The 21,151-nt window shown below is 59.1% G+C and carries 19 protein-coding genes and 1 pseudogene; 12 read left to right on the plus strand and 8 right to left on the minus strand.

Annotated features, from left to right (window positions below; genetic code table 11):
• The first annotated feature begins 55 nt into the window (after positions 1-55).
• Together mprF and AC3IX4_RS22875 are read left to right on the plus strand one after the other, a co-directional pair.
• Positions 56-2,698 carry a bifunctional lysylphosphatidylglycerol flippase/synthetase MprF gene (gene mprF / locus AC3IX4_RS22870; RefSeq protein ID WP_489257632.1) on the plus strand — a complete coding sequence of 881 codons (2,643 nt, stop codon included), beginning with the start codon at positions 56-58 and terminating at the stop codon, positions 2,696-2,698.
• Positions 2,698-3,990 carry a virulence factor family protein gene (locus tag AC3IX4_RS22875; RefSeq protein WP_489257633.1) on the plus strand — a complete coding sequence of 431 codons (1,293 nt, stop codon included), beginning with the start codon at positions 2,698-2,700 and terminating at the stop codon, positions 3,988-3,990. Before mprF ends, AC3IX4_RS22875 begins: the two co-directional genes overlap by 1 nt.
• Before the next feature lie 117 nt (positions 3,991-4,107).
• Here AC3IX4_RS22875 and AC3IX4_RS22880 read toward each other — a convergent pair.
• Positions 4,108-5,534 (minus strand): annotated as a pseudogene (locus AC3IX4_RS22880) (potassium transporter Kup).
• A gap of 275 nt (positions 5,535-5,809) precedes the next feature.
• Between AC3IX4_RS22880 and rimO the strand changes: the two are divergent.
• From rimO to tsaA, 5 genes are all read left to right on the plus strand, one after another.
• Positions 5,810-7,147, plus strand: coding sequence for a 30S ribosomal protein S12 methylthiotransferase RimO (gene rimO / locus AC3IX4_RS22885; protein ID WP_489257634.1), 1,338 nt, complete (start codon positions 5,810-5,812; stop codon positions 7,145-7,147).
• A gap of 134 nt (positions 7,148-7,281) precedes the next feature.
• The gene (locus AC3IX4_RS22890) at positions 7,282-7,752 is read left to right on the plus strand and encodes a GNAT family N-acetyltransferase (protein WP_489257635.1); all 471 of its coding nucleotides are present in this window, start codon (positions 7,282-7,284) and stop codon (positions 7,750-7,752) included.
• Positions 7,753-7,834: 82 nt separating this feature from the next.
• Positions 7,835-8,545, plus strand: coding sequence for an rRNA pseudouridine synthase (locus AC3IX4_RS22895; RefSeq protein ID WP_489257636.1), 711 nt, complete (start codon positions 7,835-7,837; stop codon positions 8,543-8,545).
• Positions 8,546-8,596: 51 nt separating this feature from the next.
• Entirely contained in the window at positions 8,597-9,061 is a 465-nt protein-coding gene (locus tag AC3IX4_RS22900; protein WP_489257637.1) for a YehS family protein, read from the plus strand.
• Between the two features lie 2 nt (positions 9,062-9,063).
• Complete coding sequence (gene tsaA, locus AC3IX4_RS22905) at positions 9,064-9,795, plus strand: tRNA (N6-threonylcarbamoyladenosine(37)-N6)-methyltransferase TrmO (RefSeq protein WP_489257638.1); 732 nt, start codon at positions 9,064-9,066, stop codon at positions 9,793-9,795.
• 116 nt (positions 9,796-9,911) lie between these two features.
• Here the strand turns inward: tsaA and fpr are convergent, their stop codons facing one another.
• On the minus strand, positions 9,912-10,691 hold the full coding sequence (fpr, locus tag AC3IX4_RS22910; RefSeq protein WP_489257639.1) for a ferredoxin-NADP reductase: 780 nt from the start codon (positions 10,689-10,691) through the stop codon (positions 9,912-9,914).
• Positions 10,692-10,811: 120 nt separating this feature from the next.
• On the opposite strand from fpr, the gene AC3IX4_RS22915 reads away from it, so the two are divergent.
• On the plus strand, positions 10,812-11,738 hold the full coding sequence (locus tag AC3IX4_RS22915) for a LysR family transcriptional regulator (RefSeq protein WP_489257640.1): 927 nt from the start codon (positions 10,812-10,814) through the stop codon (positions 11,736-11,738).
• On the opposite strand, the gene AC3IX4_RS22920 is transcribed toward AC3IX4_RS22915, so the two are convergent.
• The 3 genes from AC3IX4_RS22920 to AC3IX4_RS22930 all read right to left on the minus strand — a co-directional run bounded on the left by AC3IX4_RS22920 (position 11,735) and on the right by AC3IX4_RS22930 (position 13,779).
• Complete coding sequence (locus AC3IX4_RS22920; protein WP_489257641.1) at positions 11,735-12,097, minus strand: diacylglycerol kinase; 363 nt, start codon at positions 12,095-12,097, stop codon at positions 11,735-11,737. The two genes, AC3IX4_RS22915 and AC3IX4_RS22920, sit on opposite strands and share 4 nt — an antisense overlap.
• Positions 12,098-12,172: 75 nt before the next feature.
• Positions 12,173-12,823 carry a response regulator transcription factor ErdR gene (gene erdR, locus AC3IX4_RS22925; RefSeq protein WP_489257642.1) on the minus strand — a complete coding sequence of 217 codons (651 nt, stop codon included), beginning with the start codon at positions 12,821-12,823 and terminating at the stop codon, positions 12,173-12,175.
• Positions 12,824-13,068: 245 nt separating this feature from the next.
• The gene (locus AC3IX4_RS22930; protein ID WP_489257643.1) at positions 13,069-13,779 is read right to left on the minus strand and encodes a tRNA-uridine aminocarboxypropyltransferase; all 711 of its coding nucleotides are present in this window, start codon (positions 13,777-13,779) and stop codon (positions 13,069-13,071) included.
• Positions 13,780-13,967: 188 nt separating this feature from the next.
• Between AC3IX4_RS22930 and AC3IX4_RS22935 the strand changes: the two genes are divergently transcribed.
• Positions 13,968-14,393, plus strand: a complete 426-nt coding sequence (locus tag AC3IX4_RS22935; protein ID WP_489257644.1) for a quorum-sensing-regulated virulence factor family protein — start codon at positions 13,968-13,970, stop codon at positions 14,391-14,393.
• Positions 14,394-14,587: 194 nt separating this feature from the next.
• Positions 14,588-15,721, plus strand: coding sequence for an LOG family protein (locus tag AC3IX4_RS22940; RefSeq protein WP_489257645.1), 1,134 nt, complete (start codon positions 14,588-14,590; stop codon positions 15,719-15,721).
• A 47-nt stretch (positions 15,722-15,768) separates the two neighbouring features.
• Here the strand turns inward: AC3IX4_RS22940 and recX are convergent, their stop codons facing one another.
• The 3 genes from recX to AC3IX4_RS22955 all read right to left on the minus strand — a co-directional run bounded on the left by recX (position 15,769) and on the right by AC3IX4_RS22955 (position 17,886).
• Entirely contained in the window at positions 15,769-16,236 is a 468-nt protein-coding gene (gene recX, locus AC3IX4_RS22945) for a recombination regulator RecX (RefSeq protein WP_489257646.1), read from the minus strand.
• Positions 16,237-16,240: 4 nt separating this feature from the next.
• Positions 16,241-17,299 carry a recombinase RecA gene (recA, locus tag AC3IX4_RS22950; RefSeq protein ID WP_489257647.1) on the minus strand — a complete coding sequence of 353 codons (1,059 nt, stop codon included), beginning with the start codon at positions 17,297-17,299 and terminating at the stop codon, positions 16,241-16,243.
• Positions 17,300-17,385: 86 nt separating this feature from the next.
• On the minus strand, positions 17,386-17,886 hold the full coding sequence (locus AC3IX4_RS22955) for a CinA family protein (RefSeq protein WP_489257648.1): 501 nt from the start codon (positions 17,884-17,886) through the stop codon (positions 17,386-17,388).
• Between the two features lie 219 nt (positions 17,887-18,105).
• On the opposite strand from AC3IX4_RS22955, the gene mutS reads away from it, so the two are divergent.
• Entirely contained in the window at positions 18,106-20,673 is a 2,568-nt protein-coding gene (mutS, locus tag AC3IX4_RS22960; protein ID WP_489257649.1) for a DNA mismatch repair protein MutS, read from the plus strand.
• Positions 20,674-20,816: 143 nt separating this feature from the next.
• The gene (gene fdxA, locus AC3IX4_RS22965; RefSeq protein ID WP_489257650.1) at positions 20,817-21,140 is read left to right on the plus strand and encodes a ferredoxin FdxA; all 324 of its coding nucleotides are present in this window, start codon (positions 20,817-20,819) and stop codon (positions 21,138-21,140) included.
• Positions 21,141-21,151: the final 11 nt, after the last annotated feature.

Below are 21,151 nucleotides of genomic sequence, written 5' to 3' on the forward strand. Positions count from 1 at the left end.
TTGGTAACGTGGCTGGATGCTTCCATCCTTGGGCGCACAATCCAAGAGGTTATTGATGCGCACCGAATCGCCTGATGCTCAAGCCCCTGAGACTGCACCACACCCCCTGAACCCCAAACGCCTACACTGGCTGGAGCTGCTGAGCCGGTATCGCCAGCCCATTGGCCTGGCAGTGACTTTGCTGCTGTTCGGCATTGCGTTGATTGCCTGCCGACACATGCTCAGCGAACTCGACATCTATGCCCTGCACGATTCGCTGCTTAATGTTCCACTGCCCTCCCTTGCCAGCGCATTCGTAGCAGCCGTCATCGGCTTTGTGATTATGCTGGGTTATGAGTGGTCGGCCAGCCGCTATGCCAATGTTCAACTGGCGCCCCGGACCTTGGCGATGGGCGGTTTTACCGCTTTTGCCATCGGCAATGCGATCGGTCTGTCGCTGCTCTCCGGTGGCTCGGTTCGCTATCGCCTGTATGCGCGCCATGGGGTCGGGGCCGGTGATGTCGCGCGCATGACGTTATTTGCGAGCCTGTCGCTGGGTTGCGCACTGCCACCTTTGGCTGCACTGGCGGCATTGAGCGATTTATCGGCCGCCTCCATTGCCCTGGGCATTGCACCCACCTTGCTGGGCAGTGTTGCCGTCGCTGTGTTGGCCCTTAGTGTGCTGCTGGCTTACGGCATCTATCGCCGACGACTGCCGGATCAACCACTGGCCGATAACCTGCTAGTCAAGATCGGACGCCGCACCCTGCGCCTGCCAGGCTTGCGCCTGACGCTGCTGCAGCTAGTGATCACCGCGCTGGACGTCGCCGCCGCCGCAACCGTGCTGTATTTGCTTTTACCTGAAACGCCACCGTTCGGCACGTTCCTGTTGGTGTACCTGCTGGCGTTGGCGGCGGGCGTGCTCAGCCACGTGCCCGGTGGCGTTGGCGTGTTCGAGGCAATTCTATTAGCCGCTTTCGCCAATCAACTGGGCGCCGCGCCGCTGGCTGCCGCCCTGCTGCTCTATCGCCTGATCTACGTTGTGCTGCCTTTGCTACTGGCCTGCGTGATGTTGCTGGCCAACGAGGCCAAGCGCCTGCTGTTTGCCCAACAAGCCATTCGTGCAGCCTCCGGGCTGGCTGCACCGGTGTTGGCGGTGCTGGTATTCCTCTCCGGCGTGGTCCTGTTGTTTTCCGGTGCAACGCCTGAAATCGACGAGCGCCTGGAGCATCTTGGCTTTCTGATCCCACACCGCCTGATCGATGCCTCGCACTTCGGCGCCAGCCTAATCGGCGTGCTGTGCCTGCTACTGGCCCAAGGCCTGCGTCGACGCCTGTCCGCGGCCTGGATCTTGACCACCATATTGCTGCTGGTCGGCGCGCTGCTTTCACTGCTCAAGGGTTTTGACTGGGAAGAGGCCAGCCTGCTCACACTGACCGCCTGCCTGCTGGCGGTCTTTCGCCGCTCGTTCTATCGCCCGAGCCGATTGATGGAGCTGCCCTTCTCGCCCATCTATTGGGTCGCCAGTGCCTGTGTGGTTGCCGCCTCCATCTGGTTGCTGCTTTTTGCCTATCAGGACGTGCCTTACAGCCATCAACTGTGGTGGCAGTTCACCCTCGACGCCGACGCGCCTCGTGGCTTGCGCTCAGCCTTGGGCAGCGCCGTACTTCTGGTGGTTGTTTCGCTGACCTGGTTGCTGCGCACGGCTCGCCCTGTGATTCACTTGCCGACCCAGGACGAACTGAGTAAAGCGGTAAAGGTGTTGATGGCCTCGGATCAGCCCGACGGTGGCCTGGCCTTGACTGGCGACAAGGCGCTGCTATTTCACCCCAATGACGATGCCTTCCTGATGTACGCTCGCCGGGGCCGCAGCCTGGTTGCCCTGTACGATCCGATCGGCCCACCACAACAACGCGCCGAGATGATCTGGCAGTTTCGTGACCTGTGCGACATTCATCATGCTCGCCCGGTGTTCTACCAGGTGCGCGCGGAGAATCTGCCTTTCTATATGGACATCGGCCTGACCGCGCTCAAGCTGGGCGAAGAGGCGCGGGTCGACCTCAAGCGCTTTGACCTGGACGCCAAGGGCAAGGAAATGAAGGATTTGCGCTACACCTGGAGCCGGGGTGGGCGCGACGGCTTGAGCCTGGAGATTCACGAACCCAACCAGGCTCCGCTCGATGAGCTGAAAGCGATTTCCGATGCCTGGTTGACCGGCAAGAACGTCCGCGAAAAAGGCTTCTCCCTGGGCCGGTTCAGCCCCGATTACTTGCAGCATTTTCGCATTGCAATCATTCGTTTCGAAGGCCGCCCGGTGGCGTTCGCCAACTTGCTCGAGACCCACAGCCATGAACTGGCCAGCCTCGACCTGATGCGTGCACACCCCGACGCGCCCAAACTGACCATGGAGTTCATGATGGTCGGCTTGATCCAACATTATAAAAATCATGGATACACACGCTTCAGCCTGGGCATGGTGCCGCTTTCTGGCCTGCAACCCCGGCGCGGAGCACCGCTGACCCAGCGCCTGGGCTCGATGGTGTTTCGCCGCGGCGAGCAACTCTACAACTTCCAGGGTCTGCGCCGCTTCAAAGACAAGTTCCAGCCTGACTGGGAACCCCGCTATATGGCAGTGCCGGCCGGACTCGATCCGCTGGTAGCACTTGCCGACACTGCCGCACTCATTGCAGGCGGCCTGACTGGATTGGTGAAACGCTGATGATTCAACGCTACTGGCGACATTTAGGGGTGACGGTGCTCGTGCTGTTGCTGGCGTGTGGTACGGCCTTCTGGCTCTGGACGCGCCCTGCCCCTCAGGCTTCTGTGCAAACCTTGGCACAGCCCGATGGCAGCACCCTGACTCGCGTCGTGCCCGGCAACCGGGCCAAGGCACAGGTTGCGCTGGCGGTGCCTGCCGAAGACGCCCTGAGCACCAAGCAATTACTTAATTTGAGCCAGGGCGGCTCGGCACAGATTGTCCAGGTCATCCTGCCCAAGGACGACTGCACGTTGCAGCAGCAAGCCCTGCAAAGCGCCCTGAAACAACTGGACGGCCCAGCCACCCTGGTTGCAGGCATCGGCCCGGGCGCCGCACAAGCCTGGAACTGGTTGGCCAATCAAAATGACGACAAGGCCCAGGCCATTTCGGTCGGTTTCACACTGGAACAGCCGGGCTGCACTACCGCCCTGCCCAAAACCGCCGTCCACGGTCATTGGACTGTCGCCTGGAACGACAACCCGGATGATCCCAGCGCAGCCTTTGTGCGCGATCAACCCAATGCCCAAACCAGCATCAGCGATTACGACATCCACTTGCCACAAGTCCTGCAAAGCCAGTTGAATAAACAGCTGGTTGGTGAAGACGGCGACGCGCTGAAAATTCCAGTCGTCGAAGTACCCGCCGGGCAAACCACCGACACGGTAACGCTGTTTCTGTCAGGCGACGGTGGCTGGCGAGACCTGGACCGTGATGTGGCCGGGGAAATGGCAAAGCTGGGTTACCCAGTCGTGGGTATCGACACCCTGCGCTACTACTGGCAGCACAAATCACCCGAGGAAAGCGCCGCCGACCTGGTGGAGCTGATGCACCATTACCGGCAGAAATGGGGCACCAAGCGCTTCGTGCTGGCCGGCTACTCGTTCGGTGCCGACGTGCTGCCGGCCATCTACAATCGCCTGCCCGCCGACGCTCAAGCGCATATTGATGCAGTACTACTGCTGGCATTCGCCCGCAGTGGCAGCTTCGAGATCGAAGTGGAAGGCTGGCTGGGTAACGCTGGCAAGGAAGCACCGACAGGGCCGGAAATGGCCAAGATGCCGAGCGCCAAAGTACTGTGTATCTATGGCGAAGAAGAAACTGACGACAGCGGCTGCACCGATACCACTGCCGTGGGTGAGAAGCTCAAGCTACCCGGTGGCCATCACTTTGATGAAGACTACCCGGCTCTGGCCAAACGCATGATCGACGCTATCGAGAAGCGCCAGGGAAAGACTGACGTAGCCAAGGACTGAGGCCCGCCGCGGCGGATCATGCAAAATTGCAGCGCCTGCATCGCAGCCAAGGCTGGCTCCTACACCGGCGGGTAGGAGCCAGCCTTGGCTGCGATGGCCACACCGCGGTGTATCTGGCTATATCTCAACCTGCGTTCCCAACTCGATCACCCGATTGAGCGGCAGATTGAAGAACCGCAAATTGCCGTTGGCGTTCTTCAACAGAAACGCGAACAACAAGCCCCGCCACCGCGCCATCCCCACCAGCTTGGAAGGTATGACCGTTTCCCGGCTGAGGAAATAAGTGGTGCGCATCGGGCTGAAATCCAGTTCATCAAGATGGCACAACGCCAGAGCGCCCGGTACATCCGGCTCATCCATGAACCCGAAATGCAGGATCACTCGATAAAACCCCTCGCCATGGGCCTCGACTTCGAAGCGCTGCTGCTGGGGTACACGCGGCGAGTCTTCGTTAACCACCGTCAGCAACACCACCTGCTTGTGCAGGACCTGGTTGTGCAACATGTTGTGCAACAGCGCATGAGGCACAGCGTCGACGCGCGCCGTCAAAAACACCGCCGTACCTTCGACCCGGTGTGGAGGCTGCACGCTGATACTGCTGATAAAGATCGGCAGTGGCAGGCTGCCTTCATCAATACGTTCCACCAGCACCTGCTTGCCGCGCTTCCAGGTGGTCATCAACACAAACAACGCGATGCCGGCCAGCACCGGAAAGGCACCTCCCTGAAAAATTTTGGGAACGTTGGCGGAAAAGAACAGCGCATCCACGAACAGAAACCCCAACAGGACCGGCACCGCAAAGATCGGCGGCCATTTCCACAGCAGCAACATGGCCGCCGACACCAGAAGCGTGGTAATCAGCATGGTCCCGGTCACCGCCACCCCATAGGCCGAGGCCAGCGCACCGGATGACTCGAAGCCCAGCACCAGCAGGATCACGCCAACCATCAGCGCCCAGTTCACCGCCCCGATGTAGATCTGCCCCTGCTCATCGCTGGAGGTGTGTTGGATTTGCATGCGCGGCACATAGCCCAATTGAATGGCTTGTCGAGTCAGGGAAAAGGCACCGGAAATGACCGCTTGGGAGGCGATCACTGTAGCCAGGGTTGAAAGGCCGACAAGCGGCACCAGCGCCCACCCCGGCGCCAATAGGTAGAACGGATTACGCGCCGCCTCCGGGTTTTCCAGTAGCAATGCGCCCTGGCCAAAATAGTTCAGCGCCAACGCCGGCAGCACCAGGGCGAACCAGGCGCGGGCAATCGGCTTGCGGCCGAAGTGCCCCATGTCGGCATACAGCGCTTCGGCGCCGGTCAGCCGTATTTGATTGAAACCACCCAAATCAACGACCAGAGGATTAATGACAGAATCCCCAGCACGCCATCATGGTTGACCGGTACGCCGTACTCACCGGAAAACACTTCCTTGAGGGTATACAAGGGGCTGGTGCCGATATCGCCGTACACCACCCCTACCGCCGCCACCAGCATGCTCAACGGCTTGGTAGTCGAATGCTCACCGGCCACCTGACCATTTGCCTGAACCATCAACCACCCCTGACACCTGGATCTGGACTTGCGCCAAAATTGACGAAAAACCTGCGTCTGCGCACGCGCAAGCCGCTTCATTGCAGAGAGCCTTTAACCGCAGCGGCTCAACGCGGCGAAGCATAGCGCAGCACTCGTCGTATTTCCCCGTTTAAAGCTGGTCAAGCGCGTTGTGCATCGCTAGAATTGCGCACTTTTTGATCAGAGGCGCTCACAGCGTCCGCCAGGGCAGTTACGCTCAATGCGCAACTGCCCCTTCAACACCGAGGTTAGCCATGTCCACCGTCCCTACGCCTGCTGCTCCCAAGGTTGGCTTCGTTTCCCTGGGCTGCCCAAAAGCCCTGGTCGATTCCGAGCGCATCCTCACGCAATTGCGCATGGAAGGCTATGAAGTCGTTCCCACCTACCAGGACGCCGACGTCGTGGTGGTCAACACCTGCGGCTTCATCGATTCGGCCAAGGCCGAGTCGCTGGACGTAATCGGCGAAGCCCTTGCCGAAAACGGGCGCGTGATCGTGACCGGTTGCATGGGCGTGGAAGAAAGCGCGATTCGCAACGTACACCCCAGCGTGCTGTCGGTCACTGGCCCCCAGCAATACGAGCAAGTGATCAATGCCGTCCATGAAGTGGTCCCGCCACGTCAGGACCACAACCCGCTGATCGACCTGGTACCGCCACAAGGGATCAAGCTGACCCCGCGCCACTACGCGTATCTGAAGATCTCCGAAGGCTGCAACCACAGCTGCTCGTTCTGCATCATCCCGTCCATGCGCGGCAAGCTGGTCAGCCGCCCGGTGGGTGATGTACTGAGCGAAGCAGAGCGCCTGGTCAAGGCCGGCGTCAAGGAACTGCTGGTCATCTCCCAGGACACTAGCGCCTACGGTGTCGACGTCAAGTACAAGACCGACTTCTGGAATGGCCAGCCGGTTAAAACCCGCATGCTGGAGCTTTGCCAGGCCCTGAGCACCCTGGGTGTTTGGGTGCGCCTGCACTATGTCTACCCGTACCCGAACGTGGACGACGTGATTCCGCTGATGGCCGCTGGCAAGATCCTGCCGTACCTGGACATCCCGTTCCAGCACGCCAGCCCCAAAGTGCTGAAGTCGATGAAGCGCCCAGCCTTCGAAGACAAGACCCTGGCGCGCATCAAGAACTGGCGCGAGCAGTGCCCTGACTTGATCATCCGCTCGACCTTCATCGTCGGCTTCCCTGGCGAAACCGAAGAAGACTTCCAGTACCTGCTGAACTGGCTGACCGAAGCCCAGTTGGACCGCGTTGGGTGCTTCCAGTACTCACCGGTTGAAGGCGCACCGGCCAATGACCTGAACCTGGATGTGGTTCCAGACGACGTCAAGCAGGATCGCTGGGACCGTTTCATGGCTCACCAGCAGGCCATCAGCGCCGCTCGCCTGCAGATGAAAATCGGCAAGGACATTGAAGTGCTGATCGATGAAGTCGACGAACAGGGCGCGGTTGGCCGTTGCTTCTTCGACGCCCCGGAAATCGACGGGAACGTCTTTATCGGCGGTGACAACAACCTCAAGCCAGGCGACAAGGTCTGGTGCCGGGTGACGGATGCCGACGAATACGACCTGTGGGCCGATGTGATCTGATCCCCGTAGGAGCCGACCTTGCCGGAATGCCGGACCATCGCGATAGCCTCACTGCGGTTATCAGCTAGACTGCAGCGCGTTCATCGCGGCTAAAGCCTGCTCCTACACGAGTCAATAGGCGGGGACTTTCAGGTATGCGCCACTACCCGGTCGTGCAGACCCCAAGGCGGAGTGACTACGACGAACTGACCGAGGTCTGGGAGGCCTCGGTGCGCGCCACCCATGATTTCCTGCCAGACAGCTATATCGAACTGTTGCGCGGCCTGGTCCGTGATCAGTACCTGGACGCCGTCATGCTGATCTGCTGCAAGGACTCACGCCACAGCATCACCGGTTTTGCCGGTATCACAGCCGGCAAGATCGAAATGCTCTTCGTGGCCCCCGAACACCGCGGCCACGGTGTCGGCCAAACCCTCCTGCAGTACGCCATCGATCACTTGAACGCCACCGAACTGGACGTCAACGAACAGAACCATCAGGCACGGGGCTTTTACGCGAAGCTTGGGTTTGAGGTGATCGGCCGTTCCCCAACCGATGGCATGGGCCAGCCCTACCCTTTGTTGCACCTGCGCCTGCCCCGCACCGGCAGCCCGCGAACCGGCTGAATCCACCCAATGCCGAATGTTGCCGGGATAAACCGGCGCCAGGCGGTTACAATGTCATCCTTTTCTTGTAACGGCCTTGCACATGACAGACCCCATCCGCCTTTCAAAACGCCTCATCGAACTCACCGGCTGCTCGCGCCGCGAGGCCGAGTTGTATATCGAGGGTGGCTGGGTCTCGGTGGATGGCGAGGTCATCGACGAGCCGCAATTCAAGGTTGGCGACCAGAAGGTCGAGCTGGCCGCTGACGCCAAGGCGGTCGCACCGGAGCCGGTGACGCTGCTGCTCCACCAACCGGCCGATCAGGCCAGCGACGACGCGATTGCCGGCATTACGCCAGACTCCCTGGCGGAAGAGCATCGTTATGGCCGTCGCCCGCTCAAGGGCCACTTTGCCCGCCTTGCCTGTGCAGCCCCCCTGCAGAAAGGCGCCAGCGGCCTGCAGGTCTTTACCCAGGACTGGCGCATCGTGCGCAAGCTCACCGATGACATCGCCAAGCTCGAACAGGAATACGTGGTCGAAGTGGGTGGCGAAATCGCCGAACACGGCCTCAACCGACTGAACCATGGCGTGAAATGGAAGGGCAAAGAGCTCCCCGCCGTCAAAGCCAGCTGGCAGAACGAAACCCGCCTGCGCATGGTCATGAAAAACCCTGCACCCGGCCTGATCGCCCAGTTGTGCGCCAGCGTCGGCTTGACCGTGGTGTCGATTCGCCGCATCCGCGTCGGTGGCGTGTCCATGGGCAAGCTGCCCTTGGGCCAGTGGCGCTACTTGTCCGCCAAGGAAAAGTTCTGACCCCTTTTTTCGGCGCCACCAACCGGTGGCGCGCCTTACCAGGATTGAATCATGATTCACAATGATGTGCTGCGCAGCGTGCGCTATATGCTTAACCTCAACGACAAGCAGATGACCGACATCATCAAGCAGACCGGCTTTGAAGCCGAGCAAGCCGACGTCACCAGCTACGTCAAAAAAGAGGACGAAGAAGGTTTTGCTCACTGCCCGGACGAGTTGATGGCTCACTTTCTCGACGGCCTGGTGACCTTCAAGCGCGGCAAGGACGACAGTCGCCCACCGGTGCCCGTCGAATTGCCGGTCACTAACAACATCATCCTGAAAAAGCTGCGGGTGGCCTTCGAGCTGAAAGAAGAAGACTTGATGGCCATTCTCAAATCGGTGGAGTTCTCGGTTACCAAACCTGAACTGAGCGCACTGTTTCGCAAGTTTGGCCACAGCAACTACCGCGCCTGCGGCGACCAACTGCTGCGCAACTTCCTCAAGGGCCTGGCCCAGCGCGTACGCCCCAGCTGACCATGAACCACAGCGTGTCGCCGATCGGTATCGTGCACTCCTGCTTCAAGGAAAAGTTCGCCATCCCACGCCAGCCCCAGCTGGCACCGGCAGCACGTGGCGTATTGGAACTGTTGCCACCCTTCAACCAGGGTGACGCGGTACAGGGGCTGGAGCAGGTCAGCCATGTCTGGTTGCTGTTTCTGTTCCACCAGGCGCTGGAGGACAAGCCGCGACTGAAGGTGCGCCCTCCTCGCCTGGGCGGCAACAAATCCATGGGGGTATTTGCCACCCGCGCCACTCACCGCCCCAATGGCATCGGCCAATCTGTGGTCAAGCTTGAGCGTGTCGAGGCAGACCGCTTATGGCTGTCAGGTATCGATCTGCTGGACGGAACGCCAGTGCTGGACATCAAACCTTACGTGCCGTATGCCGACAACGTCATGGATGCTGTCAATGGCATCGCCAGCGCTGCTCCAGCACTGATTGCAGTGCGATGGAGCGATGAAGCGATGGTAGAGGCCCAGGTCCATGCACAGCGCCTTGGCGAGCCACTGGTGGCCCTGATCGAACAATGCCTGGCCCAAGACCCGCGCCCGGCCTATCAGGTACCGTCCCCTGAGCGCCACTACGGTGCGCGCTTCTGGGATGTGGATGTGCGCTGGCACTATCCCCAGGCCGATACCATCGCCGTGCTGGCGGTCGTGCCAACAGCCCCTGACCCGCCCTGTAGGAGCACGGCTTGCCGGCGATAGAAGCGCCGCGGTGTGTCAGGCATGACGTCTCGCGGGCAAGCCCAGCTCTCACAGACACGGGGCAATAAAAAACGCCCGATCAAGCCATGTTGATCGGGCGTTTTCTTTTCAGCGGGTTACTTCTCGACGAAGGCGCGCTCGATCAAGTAGTCACCTGGCTCACGCATCCGCCTGGATACCTTCAGGCCGAAGCTGTCGAGCACTTCGCTGGTTTCATCCAGCATGCTCGGGCTGCCGCAGATCATCGCACGGTCGTCCTGAGGATTGATCGGTGGCAGGCCAATATCGCTGAACAACTTGCCGCTGCGCATCAGGTCCGTCAGGCGACCCTGGTTCTCGAAGGGTTCACGGGTGACGGTCGGGTAGTAGATCAGCTTGTCCCGCAGGGACTCACCGAAGAACTCGTTCTGTGGCAGATGCTCGGTGATGAACTCACGGTACGCGACTTCGTTGACGTAGCGAACACCGTGAACCAGGATCACTTTTTCAAAGCGCTCGTAGGTTTCCGGGTCTTGGATGACGCTCATGAATGGCGCCAGCCCGGTACCGGTGCTGAGCAGGTACAAATGCTTGCCAGGGTTCAGGTCGTCCAGCACCAGGGTCCCGGTAGGCTTCTTGCTGATGATGATCTCATCGCCTTCCTTGAGGTGCTGCAACTGAGAGGTCAGCGGGCCGTCCGGCACCTTGATGCTGAAGAACTCCAGATGCTCTTCCCAGTTCGGGCTGGCGATGGAATAGGCGCGCATGAGTGGGCGGCCAGTCTCTTGTTGCAGCCCGATCATCACGAACTGACCGTTCTCGAAGCGCAGGCCCGGGTCGCGAGTGCACTTGAAGCTGAACAGGGTGTCGTTCCAGTGGTGGACACTGAGGACACGTTCGTGGTTCATGTTGCTCATGTACAGGGGCTCCTGAAGAAAAACGCGGCGCTGAGCGAAAGCGCGATGTGCCGTAGTTTAGAGAACGCGAGAATATCTGTTAAATGGGTTATTAAGATATAGGTTATTGGTTATATAGATATGCGATTTACTTTGCGTCAGCTCCAGGTATTCGTTGCCGTGGCCCAGCAGGAAAGCGTCTCGCGTGCTGCTGGCCTGCTGGCGTTGTCGCAGTCGGCGGCCAGTACTTCCATCACTGAACTTGAGCGCCAGTGCAGTTGCCAGTTATTCGACCGCGCCGGCAAGCGCCTGAGCCTCAACGCCCTGGGCCATCAACTGTTGCCCCAGGCCGTCGCCCTGCTGGACCAGGCCAAGGAAATCGAAGACTTGCTCAACGGTAAGTCCGGCTTCGGCTCTTTGGCGGTAGGGGCCACTTTGACGATCGGCAATTATTTGGCAACCCTGCTGATCGGCAGCTTCATGCAGCAGCATCCAGAAAGCCAGGTCAAGCTGCACGTCCAGAACACTGCTCATATCGTGCAACAAGTGGCTCACTATGAAATCGATCTGGGCCTGATCGAGGGCGATTGTAATCACCGCGATCTGGAAGTACATCCATGGGTAGAGGATGAACTGGTGGTGTTCTGCGCGCCACAACACCCCTTGGCCAATCGTGCCAGTGTCGACATGCAAACCCTGACCGGTGAGGCATGGATCCTGCGCGAACAAGGCTCGGGCACACGCCTGACGTTCGATCAAGCCATGCGTCACCATCGCAATTCGCTGAATATCCGCCTGGAGCTCGAGCACACCGAAGCCATCAAGCGCGCCGTCGAGTCGGGCCTTGGCATCGGCTGCATTTCACGGCTGGCACTGCGCGATGCCTTTCGTCGGGGCAGCCTGGTTCCTATCGAGACCCCGGAGCTGGATCTCGCTCGACAGTTCTACTTCATCTGGCACAAACAGAAATTCCAGACCCCAGCCATGCGCGAGTTCCTGGAGCTGTGCCGCACCTTCACCGCCGGGGTCAGGCGCAGCGACGAAATCGTTCTGCCCAATATTGCCTAAAGCAGTATGACGCCCCATACCACAGCAATCATGGTCAGTGTAACCAATTGCGCTGCGCTCCCCATGTCCTTGGCGTTCTTGGACAGCGGGTGCCTGTCCAGGGAAATGCGGTCGATCGCCGCCTCAACCGCTGAGTTGAACAACTCCACGATCAAGGCCAGCAGGCACACTGCGATCAACACGGCACGCTCGGCACGGCTGACATCGAGTAAAAACGCGACAGGCACCATCAATACGTTAAGCAGTACCAATTGACGAAAGGCTGCCTCGCCAATAAAAGCGGCGCGCAAACCGTCCAGTGAATAGCCCGCGGCATTGAAAATACGTTTGAGGCCGGTCTGGCCTTTAAAGGGAGACATAGATGAAATTTCTGCAACCAGGGAGGTGGGAAACGCTAATTCAGATCCGGTCAAAAAAGCGTGAAGACACACGCTTCAATTAGACGAGATTGATTCGAGTTGTTGCAAAAGCAAGGCCGCCTGGGTACGTGTACGCACACCCAGCTTGCGAAATATAGCCGTGACATGTGCCTTGATCGTGGCTTCGGACACGCTCAACTCATAGGCAATCTGCTTGTTCAGCAAACCTTCGCAGACCATCGTCAATACTCGAAACTGCTGCGGAGTGAGGCTGGCAAGGCCTTCGCTGGCAGCCTTGGCCTCAGCCGAAACACTGACAGCCTCAAACGCTTGTGGCGGCCACCAGACATCGCCATCGAGCACCTTGCACACCGCCTGCTGGATAGTTTCGAGCGAACTGGACTTAGGGATGAAGCCGCTTGCGCCGAACTCGCGCGAACGCACCATCACCGAGGCTTCTTCCTGGGCCGAGACCATCACCACCGGCACTTGTGGATACTGCCCGCGAAGCAGCACCAGGCCAGAAAAGCCGTAGGCGCCTGGCATATTCAGATCCAGTAGGACCAGATCCCAATCGGATTTCTCCGTCAGGCGGGTTTCAAGCTCAGCGATACTCGCGACTTCGACCAGTCGCGTCTCCTTGCCCAGGCCCAGGGTCAGGGCTTGGTGCAATGCACTGCGAAAGAGAGGGTGGTCATCGGCTATCAGGATTTCGTATGTGGCCATCGATCAAATGATCCTGTTCAGTGCAAACGCCTTTTTGAGGACGCTTGCCGAGGCAACTCAAGGCGCCGGTATTGTGTACCGCGCGCCGCTGGACATTCCCTAACGCCCGAAAATACGTGTGCCCAGGCCTTCGTCGTGCCCGAATCGGCGCCAAGGATGCCGAGACCGGCCCGGGTGGTCAAGTTCGAAGGAGCCATATTGCCATTCTAGGGCTCATCGGCTCTCTCAACACCCCCAATGCGACCCTATAGATAAGGCTGCAGACGCATGTGCACTTCGTCCTGCGCATCAATTGGCATTTGGAACTTGGCGCTCAGGTAATGGGTGCTGAAGACATCAAGGTAGGCATCCAGCGCATCGGCTGCGGTTTGATCCTGGGCCAGCTCAAGACACATGGCCGCCACTTCCGCAGTGCAGAAATGGTCATCACGTTTGGAGCGCCGCAGTTTGTAGCGAGACAAACGATCCGGCTCCAGGCTCAGGACCGGCAGGCGATCAAAGTACGGACTTTTACGAAACATTTTGCGTGCTTCGTTCCAGGTTGCATCCAGCAGGATGAACAGCGGTCGCTTGCCATTCTGCGGCGTCACTTGGGTCACCACCCGTTGTGGCTCGACAAATTCGCCAGGAAAAACCAGATAAGGTTGCCACTTGGGATCGTCCAGCAGCGCAAGCAGTTGTTCGTCCACCTGTGTGCGCTGCCAGTTGAAGGCACGGGTATCGACGATGGTATCGGCGATCAACCAACCGGTATTACTGGGTTTGAGCGGTTCTACATCATGCATGACCAGGCACATACCCGAGCGCGCTTCGACGCGAGGCCGCCATGCGCACAAACAATGGCTGGGGATTACCCGGCAATCAGGGCAGCGCGGTGCGCGCGAGCCGCGGGCGGTAAAGGGCTTGATGCATCGGGCAAGGCGCCCATCACGCAATAGGGAAACAGCATTACTCATGGGCGCGGGCAACGAAAGCAGGAATGAATCGACACGACAACAACTCGCAAGCTCAAAGGCGCGAGTCTATCAGATTGCCCTTCCCACCAACGGGATAGAGCGCCATCGTAAGCTCCCTTATACTGGCGGCAATGAACGTACCGCCAGGTCGCTGGTCCAATCGCCAGCCACCGAATCAGGAGAGTTGCATGCTGCGTTTTATCGTTCCGTCCATCACCTTGCTGCTGGCCCTGCCCTTGAGCGCACAGGCTGCATCGCTGAAAGACTTTGAGCTGGGCAAGATGCTGGACAAGGTCGCCAAGGAAAGCAGCGTCGGCACCCCTCGGGCGATCAACGACGATATTCTCGACCAGGGCTACACCGTAAAGGGCAATGAACTGATCAATCACCTGAGCGTGCGGGACAGCCATGCGGCGAAAATGCGCGCCAACCCGGACGATGTACGATTCCAATTGGGCAAGAGTGTTTGCCTGAACAATGGCTATCGTCAATTAATGGCCAAGGGTGCAGTGATGCGCTACGACTTTACCGAGTACAAAACCAATCGCCCTGTAACAACTGAACGCTTTACCGCTGCCGACTGCGGCATGAACAACCCGCCGAAAAAGAAGTAACTCCCCATTATGCGCACCGCCCCTGAAGCTGGCGCGCATACATGTCACGTGATCCCGTCAGCATAAAGACCCGCCAGGGTCTAGATTTAGAGAGACGAATCCCCCTTTCCTGATGGACGAGCGGAGGTATTGCCCTGCCGGGTTGCGCAAGTATTACCGCAGGGCAAAGATTGCGATGCAGAAGGAGACGTTGAATGCCGTACAAACCGAATGATTTTCTATCCACTTACTTCAAGAGTAACGGTGTCGACCTCACCAGCAAGGTCGAAGAACAGATCAACCTGGTGGCCCCTAATAGTCCGAACCAGCCACTTTATCGCGACATGATGCTGACAGTCCTGCGCATGGCCCAGGACGATCGCGATCGCTGGAACGCCAAGATCACCCTACAGACACTGCGCGAACTGGATCACGCCTTTCGCGTTCTGGAGCAGTACAAGAGCAAACGCAAGGTTACGGTTTTCGGATCAGCCAGAACGCCTGTCGAACACCCCTTATACGCCTTGGCCCGTGAGCTTGGCGCAACATTGGCACGCTCAGACTTGACGGTCATCACCGGTGCCGGTGGTGGCATCATGGCCGCTGCCCATGAAGGGGCCGGGGTGGATCATAGCCTCGGGTTCAATATCACCCTGCCCTTTGAGCAGCATGCCAATGCAACGGTCGAAGGCACCGACAAACTGCTGCCGTTCCACTTCTTCTTTATTCGCAAGTTGTTCTTCGTCAAGGAGGCTGATGCACTGGTGCTGTGCCCTGGCGGCTTCGGCACGCTGGATGAAGCTTTGGAAGTACTCACCCTGATCCAGACAGGCAAGAGCCCGCTGGTGCCTGTAGTGCTATTGGATGCCCCAGGCGGAACGTTCTGGAAGGAAGCCTTGAGTTTCATCAAGCGCGAACTGGAAGACAATCGCTACATTTTGCCCAGCGACATGAAACTGATGAAGCTGGTCTACAGCGCCGAGGACGCCGTGGAGGAAATCAATCAGTTCTATAGCAACTACCACTCCAGCCGCTGGCTGAAAAACCAGTTTGTCATTCGCATGCACCACGCACTGAACGACAATGCCTTGGCAGCGCTTCAGACCGACTTTGCCGGCCTGTGCCTGAGCGACACCTTCCATCAGCATGCCTACAACGGCGAGGAGCACAACGAGCCCCAGTACAGCCATCTGGCTCGTTTGGCCTTTACCTTCAATGGTCGCGACAATGGCCGTTTGCGTACACTGATCGACTTCATCAACCTCGAAGAAAACCGCGTTAACGCACCTGGGCAACCACAAAGCCCTTCGGTACAACGCTCGTCGCGTGAGCCGTTGAAAGTTACCTGAAGCCAGAAACAAAACTGCCAACCTGAAAAGGTTGGCAGCATCGTCATTCAGTCATACAGGTCACGGCCGCTCAACAAGCGACCCACCATGTCCATCGAATACCCTCTATAGACCAGGAAGCGTGTTTGCTTTGCTCGCTCGCGCGGGTCTGAAGGAAGTTGACCGGAAAACTTCCGCTCCCAGGTGTCATGCAAGCGCTCCTGCCAATCGACCTCGCATTCGCGCAAGGCCTGCTCGACGTCAGAACGCGCTAGCCCGCGTTGCCCGAGCTCTTCGCGGATGCGAACAGGGCCGTACCCGGCACGAGCGCGATAGCCGATAAAGCTTTCCAGATAGCGGGATTCACTGAGAAGCCCCTCTTCCGTCAGACGGTCGAGCGCTTCATTGATCAGTTCTTCGGGAGCGCCGCGCTGACGCAGTTTGCGCGTCAGTTCGACTCGACCGTGCTCGCGTCGTGCGAGCAGGTCCATGGCTGTCCGTCGCACCGCGACGGGGGTATCAAGTACGGCGGACATGGGATCAGAAGTTGGCGTCGGCGTCTTCTGGCGCTTCTTCTACTGCTTTAGCAGTAACAGGATTGGCGTTTGCCCCACCGTTCAGTAGTTTGTCGCGAATCTGCTTCTCGAGAGCGGCGCCGATTTCCGGGTTTTCTTGCAGGAACTTGGCAGAGTTTGCCTTGCCCTGACCAATCTTGCTGCCCTGGTAGCTGTACCAGGCGCCGGCTTTTTCCAGGAAGCCATGCAGTACACCCAGATCGATGATTTCGCCATTCAGGTAGATACCCTTGCCGTACAGGATCTGGAATTCAGCCTGGCGGAAAGGCGGTGCAACCTTGTTTTTAACGATTTTGACGCGGGTTTCGCTACCGACAACCTCATCACCTTCTTTAACCGCACCGGTACGGCGAATATCCAGACGAACCGAAGCGTAGAACTTCAGCGCGTTACCACCGGTAGTGGTCTCTGGGCTGCCGAACATGACGCCGATTTTCATGCGGATCTGGTTGATGAAGATGACCAGGCAGTTGGCGTTTTTGATGTTACCGGTGATCTTACGCAGCGCCTGGGACATCAGACGAGCCTGCAGGCCCACGTGCATGTCGCCCATTTCGCCTTCGATCTCGGCCTTGGGGACCAATGCTGCGACGGAGTCGACGATGATCACGTCAACGGCATTGGAGCGCACCAGCATGTCGGTGATTTCCAGGGCCTGTTCGCCGGTGTCTGGCTGGGAGACCAGCAGGTCATCGACATTGACGCCCAGCTTGCCGGCGTACTCTGGGTCCAAGGCGTGCTCGGCATCGACGAATGCACAGGTAGCACCCATTTTCTGGGCCTGGGCAATGACGGACAGGGTCAGCGTGGTTTTACCCGAAGATTCAGGACCGTAGATTTCGACAATACGACCTCTTGGCAGGCCGCCAATGCCTAGGGCGATGTCCAGACCCAGCGAGCCGGTAGAGATGGCCGGGATGGACTGGCGCTCGTGATCGCCCATGCGCATGACCGCGCCTTTACCGAATTGACGTTCGATCTGACCCAGGGCCGCAGCCAAGGCACGCTTCTTGTTGTCGTCCATTGAAGTCCTCGTAAATTCAATAAGGCCTGTCGGCCATAAATAACTGTATAAGTAGCCAGTATTATTCCACAGGGTTTTGCAACCGCCTACCCCCGATTTGTTATTTCTTCGGCGGCAAGCTGTATCAGCCCCTCTAGCGCGGCCTTCACCGTTTGTCGGCGGACGTCGTCCCGGTCTCCGGGGAAATGCCGGCATTCTGCCAGCTCGCGCTCACCGACCGACCAGGCGAGCCAGACGGTACCGACCGGTTTTTGCGGCGAGCCGCCTTCGGGCCCGGCGATACCACTGACCGCCACGGCAAACTCGGCGCTGCTTTCAGCGCGCGCACCTCTGGCCATGGCCTCGACCACTTCTTTACTGACCGCACCGACACGAGCGAACAGCTCGTCAGGCACACCCAGTTGCCTGGTCTTCTGAGCATTGGAATAGGTCACGTAACCGGCCTCGAACCAGGCTGAGCTGCCAGCGATCCGGGTGATGGCCTCGGCAATACCGCCACCGGTGCAGGACTCGGCCGTGGTGACTTGGGCATTGAGACTGCGAAGACGTTCACCGAGGGTGCGTGCAAGTTGAGTGATCGGGTCCATGAGGCGCTCCATTGAGGGGATCCGGTTGCCTACCGTACACCAGGCAAGCCCCCGTGCAAGAGCCCTGCCCCGGCAAATATGCTGCAAGCTGCGACAGCGTCCAGTTGCGCCATGCAAAGCGGGGCGATTGCGACCCCGCATTCGGCAAGGGAAGGAAAATCCCTGTACTATTCGCCGCTTGCCTTATTGTCTAATCGACACTGCGAGCCACGTTTGCGCATGAGTGACCTTTCAAACCACACCCCGATGATGCAGCAGTACTGGAAGCTGAAAAACCAGCACCTGGACCAGCTGATGTTTTACCGCATGGGCGACTTTTACGAAATCTTCTACGAAGATGCGAAAAAAGCCGCGAAACTTCTGGATATTACCCTGACTGCGCGTGGGCAGTCGGCTGGCCAGTCTATCCCCATGTGCGGTATTCCGTACCATGCCGCCGAAGGCTACCTGGCCAAGCTTGTGAAGCTCGGTGAATCAGTGGTGATCTGCGAGCAGATCGGCGACCCGGCCACCAGCAAGGGCCCTGTCGAACGCCAAGTGGTACGCATCATCACGCCCGGCACCGTCAGTGACGAAGCCCTGCTCGATGAGCGTCGCGATAATCTGATCGCCGCCGTACTGGGCGATGAGCGCTTGTTCGGCCTGGCAGTGCTGGACATCACCAGCGGCAACTTCAGCGTGCTCGAGATCAAGGGCTGGGAAAACCTGCTGGCAGAGCTTGAGCGCATCAATCCGGTCGAGTTGATGATCCCTGATGATTGGCCCCAGGGCCTGCCCGCCGAGAAACGCCGGGGGTCGCGTCGCCGCGCACCATGGGACTTCGATAAGGATTCGGCATTCAAAAGTCTCTGCCAGCAATTCTCGACCCAGGACTTGAAGGGCTTCGGCTGCGAGAAGCTGACCCTCGCCATCGGCGCCGCCGGTTGCCTGCTGGGCTACGCCAAGGAAACCCAGCGTACCGCCCTGCCGCACCTGCGTAGCCTGCGCCATGAACGCCTGGACGACACGGTAGTGCTCGACGGCGCCAGCCGCCGCAACCTCGAGTTGGACGTCAACCTGGCCGGTGGCCGTGACAACACCCTGCAATCGGTGATCGACCGCTGCCAGACCGCCATGGGCAGCCGCCTGTTGACCCGCTGGCTGAATCGTCCGCTGCGTGACTTGAAAGTGCTCAACGCGCGCCAGAGCTCGATTCGTTGCCTGCTGGAAGCCTACCGCTTCGAGAAGTTGCAGCCGCAGCTCAAGGAAATCGGTGATATCGAGCGGATTCTCGCCCGTATCGGCCTGCGCAATGCCCGTCCTCGGGATCTGGCGCGCCTGCGAGACGCACTGGGTGCGCTGCCAGAGCTGCAAAATGCCATGGCCGAGCTCGAAGCTCCGCACCTGGCTCGCCTGGCCGCCATCGCCGGAACCTACCCCGAGCTTGCTGACCTGCTGCAAAAGGCGATCATCGACAACCCACCGGCGGTTATCCGCGACGGCGGCGTGCTCAAGACCGGATACGACAGCGAACTTGACGATCTGCAATCGCTCAGTGAAAACGCCGGCCAGTTCCTGATCGATCTGGAAGCCCGCGAGAAAGCCCGAACGGGCCTGGCCAACCTCAAGGTCGGTTACAACCGCGTGCACGGCTACTTTATTGAGTTGCCCAGCAAGCAAGCCGAGCAGGCTCCGGGGGATTACATCCGGCGCCAGACGCTCAAGGGCGCCGAGCGCTTTATCACTCCGGAGCTCAAGGCCTTCGAAGACAAGGCCCTGTCAGCCAAAAGCCGCGCCCTGGCACGCGAGAAGATGCTGTACGACGCACTGCTCGAAACCATGATCGGGCATTTACCACCGCTGCAGGACACCGCCGCAGCCCTGGCTGAACTGGATGTGCTGAGCAACCTGGCCGAACGCGCCTTGAACCTGGACCTGAACTGCCCAAGCTTCGTCGAAGAGCCGTGCATGCGCATCAATCAGGGCCGCCACCCGGTGGTTGAACAGGTGTTGACGACGCCATTCGTGGCAAACGACCTGGCGCTGGATGACAGCACCCGCATGTTGATCATCACCGGTCCGAACATGGGCGGTAAATCGACTTACATGCGTCAAACGGCATTGATCGTGCTGCTGGCCCATATTGGTAGTTTCGTGCCCGCCGCCAGTTGCGAGCTGTCTTTGGTGGATCGCATTTTCACTCGGATCGGCTCCAGTGACGACCTGGCCGGTGGACGCTCGACCTTCATGGTTGAAATGAGCGAAACCGCAAACATTCTGCACAACGCCACCGAGCGCAGCCTGGTACTGATGGATGAGGTCGGTCGCGGCACCAGCACCTTCGACGGCTTGTCGCTGGCTTGGGCCGCCGCCGAGCGCCTGGCTCAGTTACGTGCCTATACGCTGTTTGCCACCCATTACTTTGAACTGACGGTACTGCCTGAAAACGAGCCACTGGTGGCCAACGTTCACTTGAACGCCACCGAGCACAATGAGCGAATCGTGTTCCTGCACCATGTGCTGCCTGGCCCTGCCAGCCAAAGCTACGGTCTTGCAGTAGCACAGCTGGCCGGTGTACCAGGGCTTGTAATCCAGCGTGCGCGTGAGCACTTGAGCCGGCTGGAAACATCGAGCCTGGCCCATGAAACACCGCCCGCCAAGCAGGGCCAGCAGTTGGTGCCTCATCAGAGCGATCTGTTTGCCAGCCTGCCGCACCCGGTGCTCGAAGAGCTGGCACGGACCGATATCGACAATCTCACTCCCCGCCAAGCTATCGAATTGCTCTATACACTAAAGACACGGGTCTAACGCACGCTCGCTCAAGCTGATAGAATCCGGCGCGGTTTGGGAACGCCGCGGACTCCTAGCCTGGTCCGCCGGCTGACTGACCCAAACCTGACGGGCCCTATCTGGATGGGTTCCGTTGCCGCCGCCTGAGGAGAAAACGAGAAATGACCTTCGTCGTCACCGACAACTGCATCAAGTGCAAGTACACCGACTGCGTAGAAGTCTGTCCGGTGGACTGCTTTTACGAAGGCCCTAACTTCCTGGTGATTCACCCGGATGAGTGCATTGACTGTGCGCTGTGTGAGCCTGAATGCCCTGCTGTAGCGATCTTCTCGGAAGACGAAATTCCAGCAGGCATGGAAAACTTTATCGAGTTGAACGCCGAGCTTGCCGACATCTGGCCGAATATTACTGAAAAGAAAGATTCGATGCCGGACGCTGAAGAGTGGGATGGCAAGACTGGCAAGATCGCTGAACTGGAGCGCTAAACGCACCGGAT

This window comes from Pseudomonas sp. KH_021, assembly GCF_057838865.1.

Coding starts and splice junctions, on each gene's coding strand:
- mprF (WP_489257632.1), top strand. CDS start 56: ATGCGCACCGAATCGCCTGATGCTCAAGCCCCTGAGACTGCACCACAC.
- AC3IX4_RS22875 (WP_489257633.1), top strand. CDS start 2,698: ATGATTCAACGCTACTGGCGACATTTAGGGGTGACGGTGCTCGTGCTG.
- rimO (WP_489257634.1), top strand. CDS start 5,810: ATGTCCACCGTCCCTACGCCTGCTGCTCCCAAGGTTGGCTTCGTTTCC.
- AC3IX4_RS22890 (WP_489257635.1), top strand. CDS start 7,282: ATGCGCCACTACCCGGTCGTGCAGACCCCAAGGCGGAGTGACTACGAC.
- AC3IX4_RS22895 (WP_489257636.1), top strand. CDS start 7,835: ATGACAGACCCCATCCGCCTTTCAAAACGCCTCATCGAACTCACCGGC.
- AC3IX4_RS22900 (WP_489257637.1), top strand. CDS start 8,597: ATGATTCACAATGATGTGCTGCGCAGCGTGCGCTATATGCTTAACCTC.
- tsaA (WP_489257638.1), top strand. CDS start 9,064: ATGAACCACAGCGTGTCGCCGATCGGTATCGTGCACTCCTGCTTCAAG.
- fpr (WP_489257639.1), bottom strand. CDS start 10,691: ATGAGCAACATGAACCACGAACGTGTCCTCAGTGTCCACCACTGGAAC.
- AC3IX4_RS22915 (WP_489257640.1), top strand. CDS start 10,812: ATGCGATTTACTTTGCGTCAGCTCCAGGTATTCGTTGCCGTGGCCCAG.
- AC3IX4_RS22920 (WP_489257641.1), bottom strand. CDS start 12,097: ATGTCTCCCTTTAAAGGCCAGACCGGCCTCAAACGTATTTTCAATGCC.
- erdR (WP_489257642.1), bottom strand. CDS start 12,823: ATGGCCACATACGAAATCCTGATAGCCGATGACCACCCTCTCTTTCGC.
- AC3IX4_RS22930 (WP_489257643.1), bottom strand. CDS start 13,779: ATGAGTAATGCTGTTTCCCTATTGCGTGATGGGCGCCTTGCCCGATGC.
- AC3IX4_RS22935 (WP_489257644.1), top strand. CDS start 13,968: ATGCTGCGTTTTATCGTTCCGTCCATCACCTTGCTGCTGGCCCTGCCC.
- AC3IX4_RS22940 (WP_489257645.1), top strand. CDS start 14,588: ATGCCGTACAAACCGAATGATTTTCTATCCACTTACTTCAAGAGTAAC.
- recX (WP_489257646.1), bottom strand. CDS start 16,236: ATGTCCGCCGTACTTGATACCCCCGTCGCGGTGCGACGGACAGCCATG.
- recA (WP_489257647.1), bottom strand. CDS start 17,299: ATGGACGACAACAAGAAGCGTGCCTTGGCTGCGGCCCTGGGTCAGATC.
- AC3IX4_RS22955 (WP_489257648.1), bottom strand. CDS start 17,886: ATGGACCCGATCACTCAACTTGCACGCACCCTCGGTGAACGTCTTCGC.
- mutS (WP_489257649.1), top strand. CDS start 18,106: ATGAGTGACCTTTCAAACCACACCCCGATGATGCAGCAGTACTGGAAG.
- fdxA (WP_489257650.1), top strand. CDS start 20,817: ATGACCTTCGTCGTCACCGACAACTGCATCAAGTGCAAGTACACCGAC.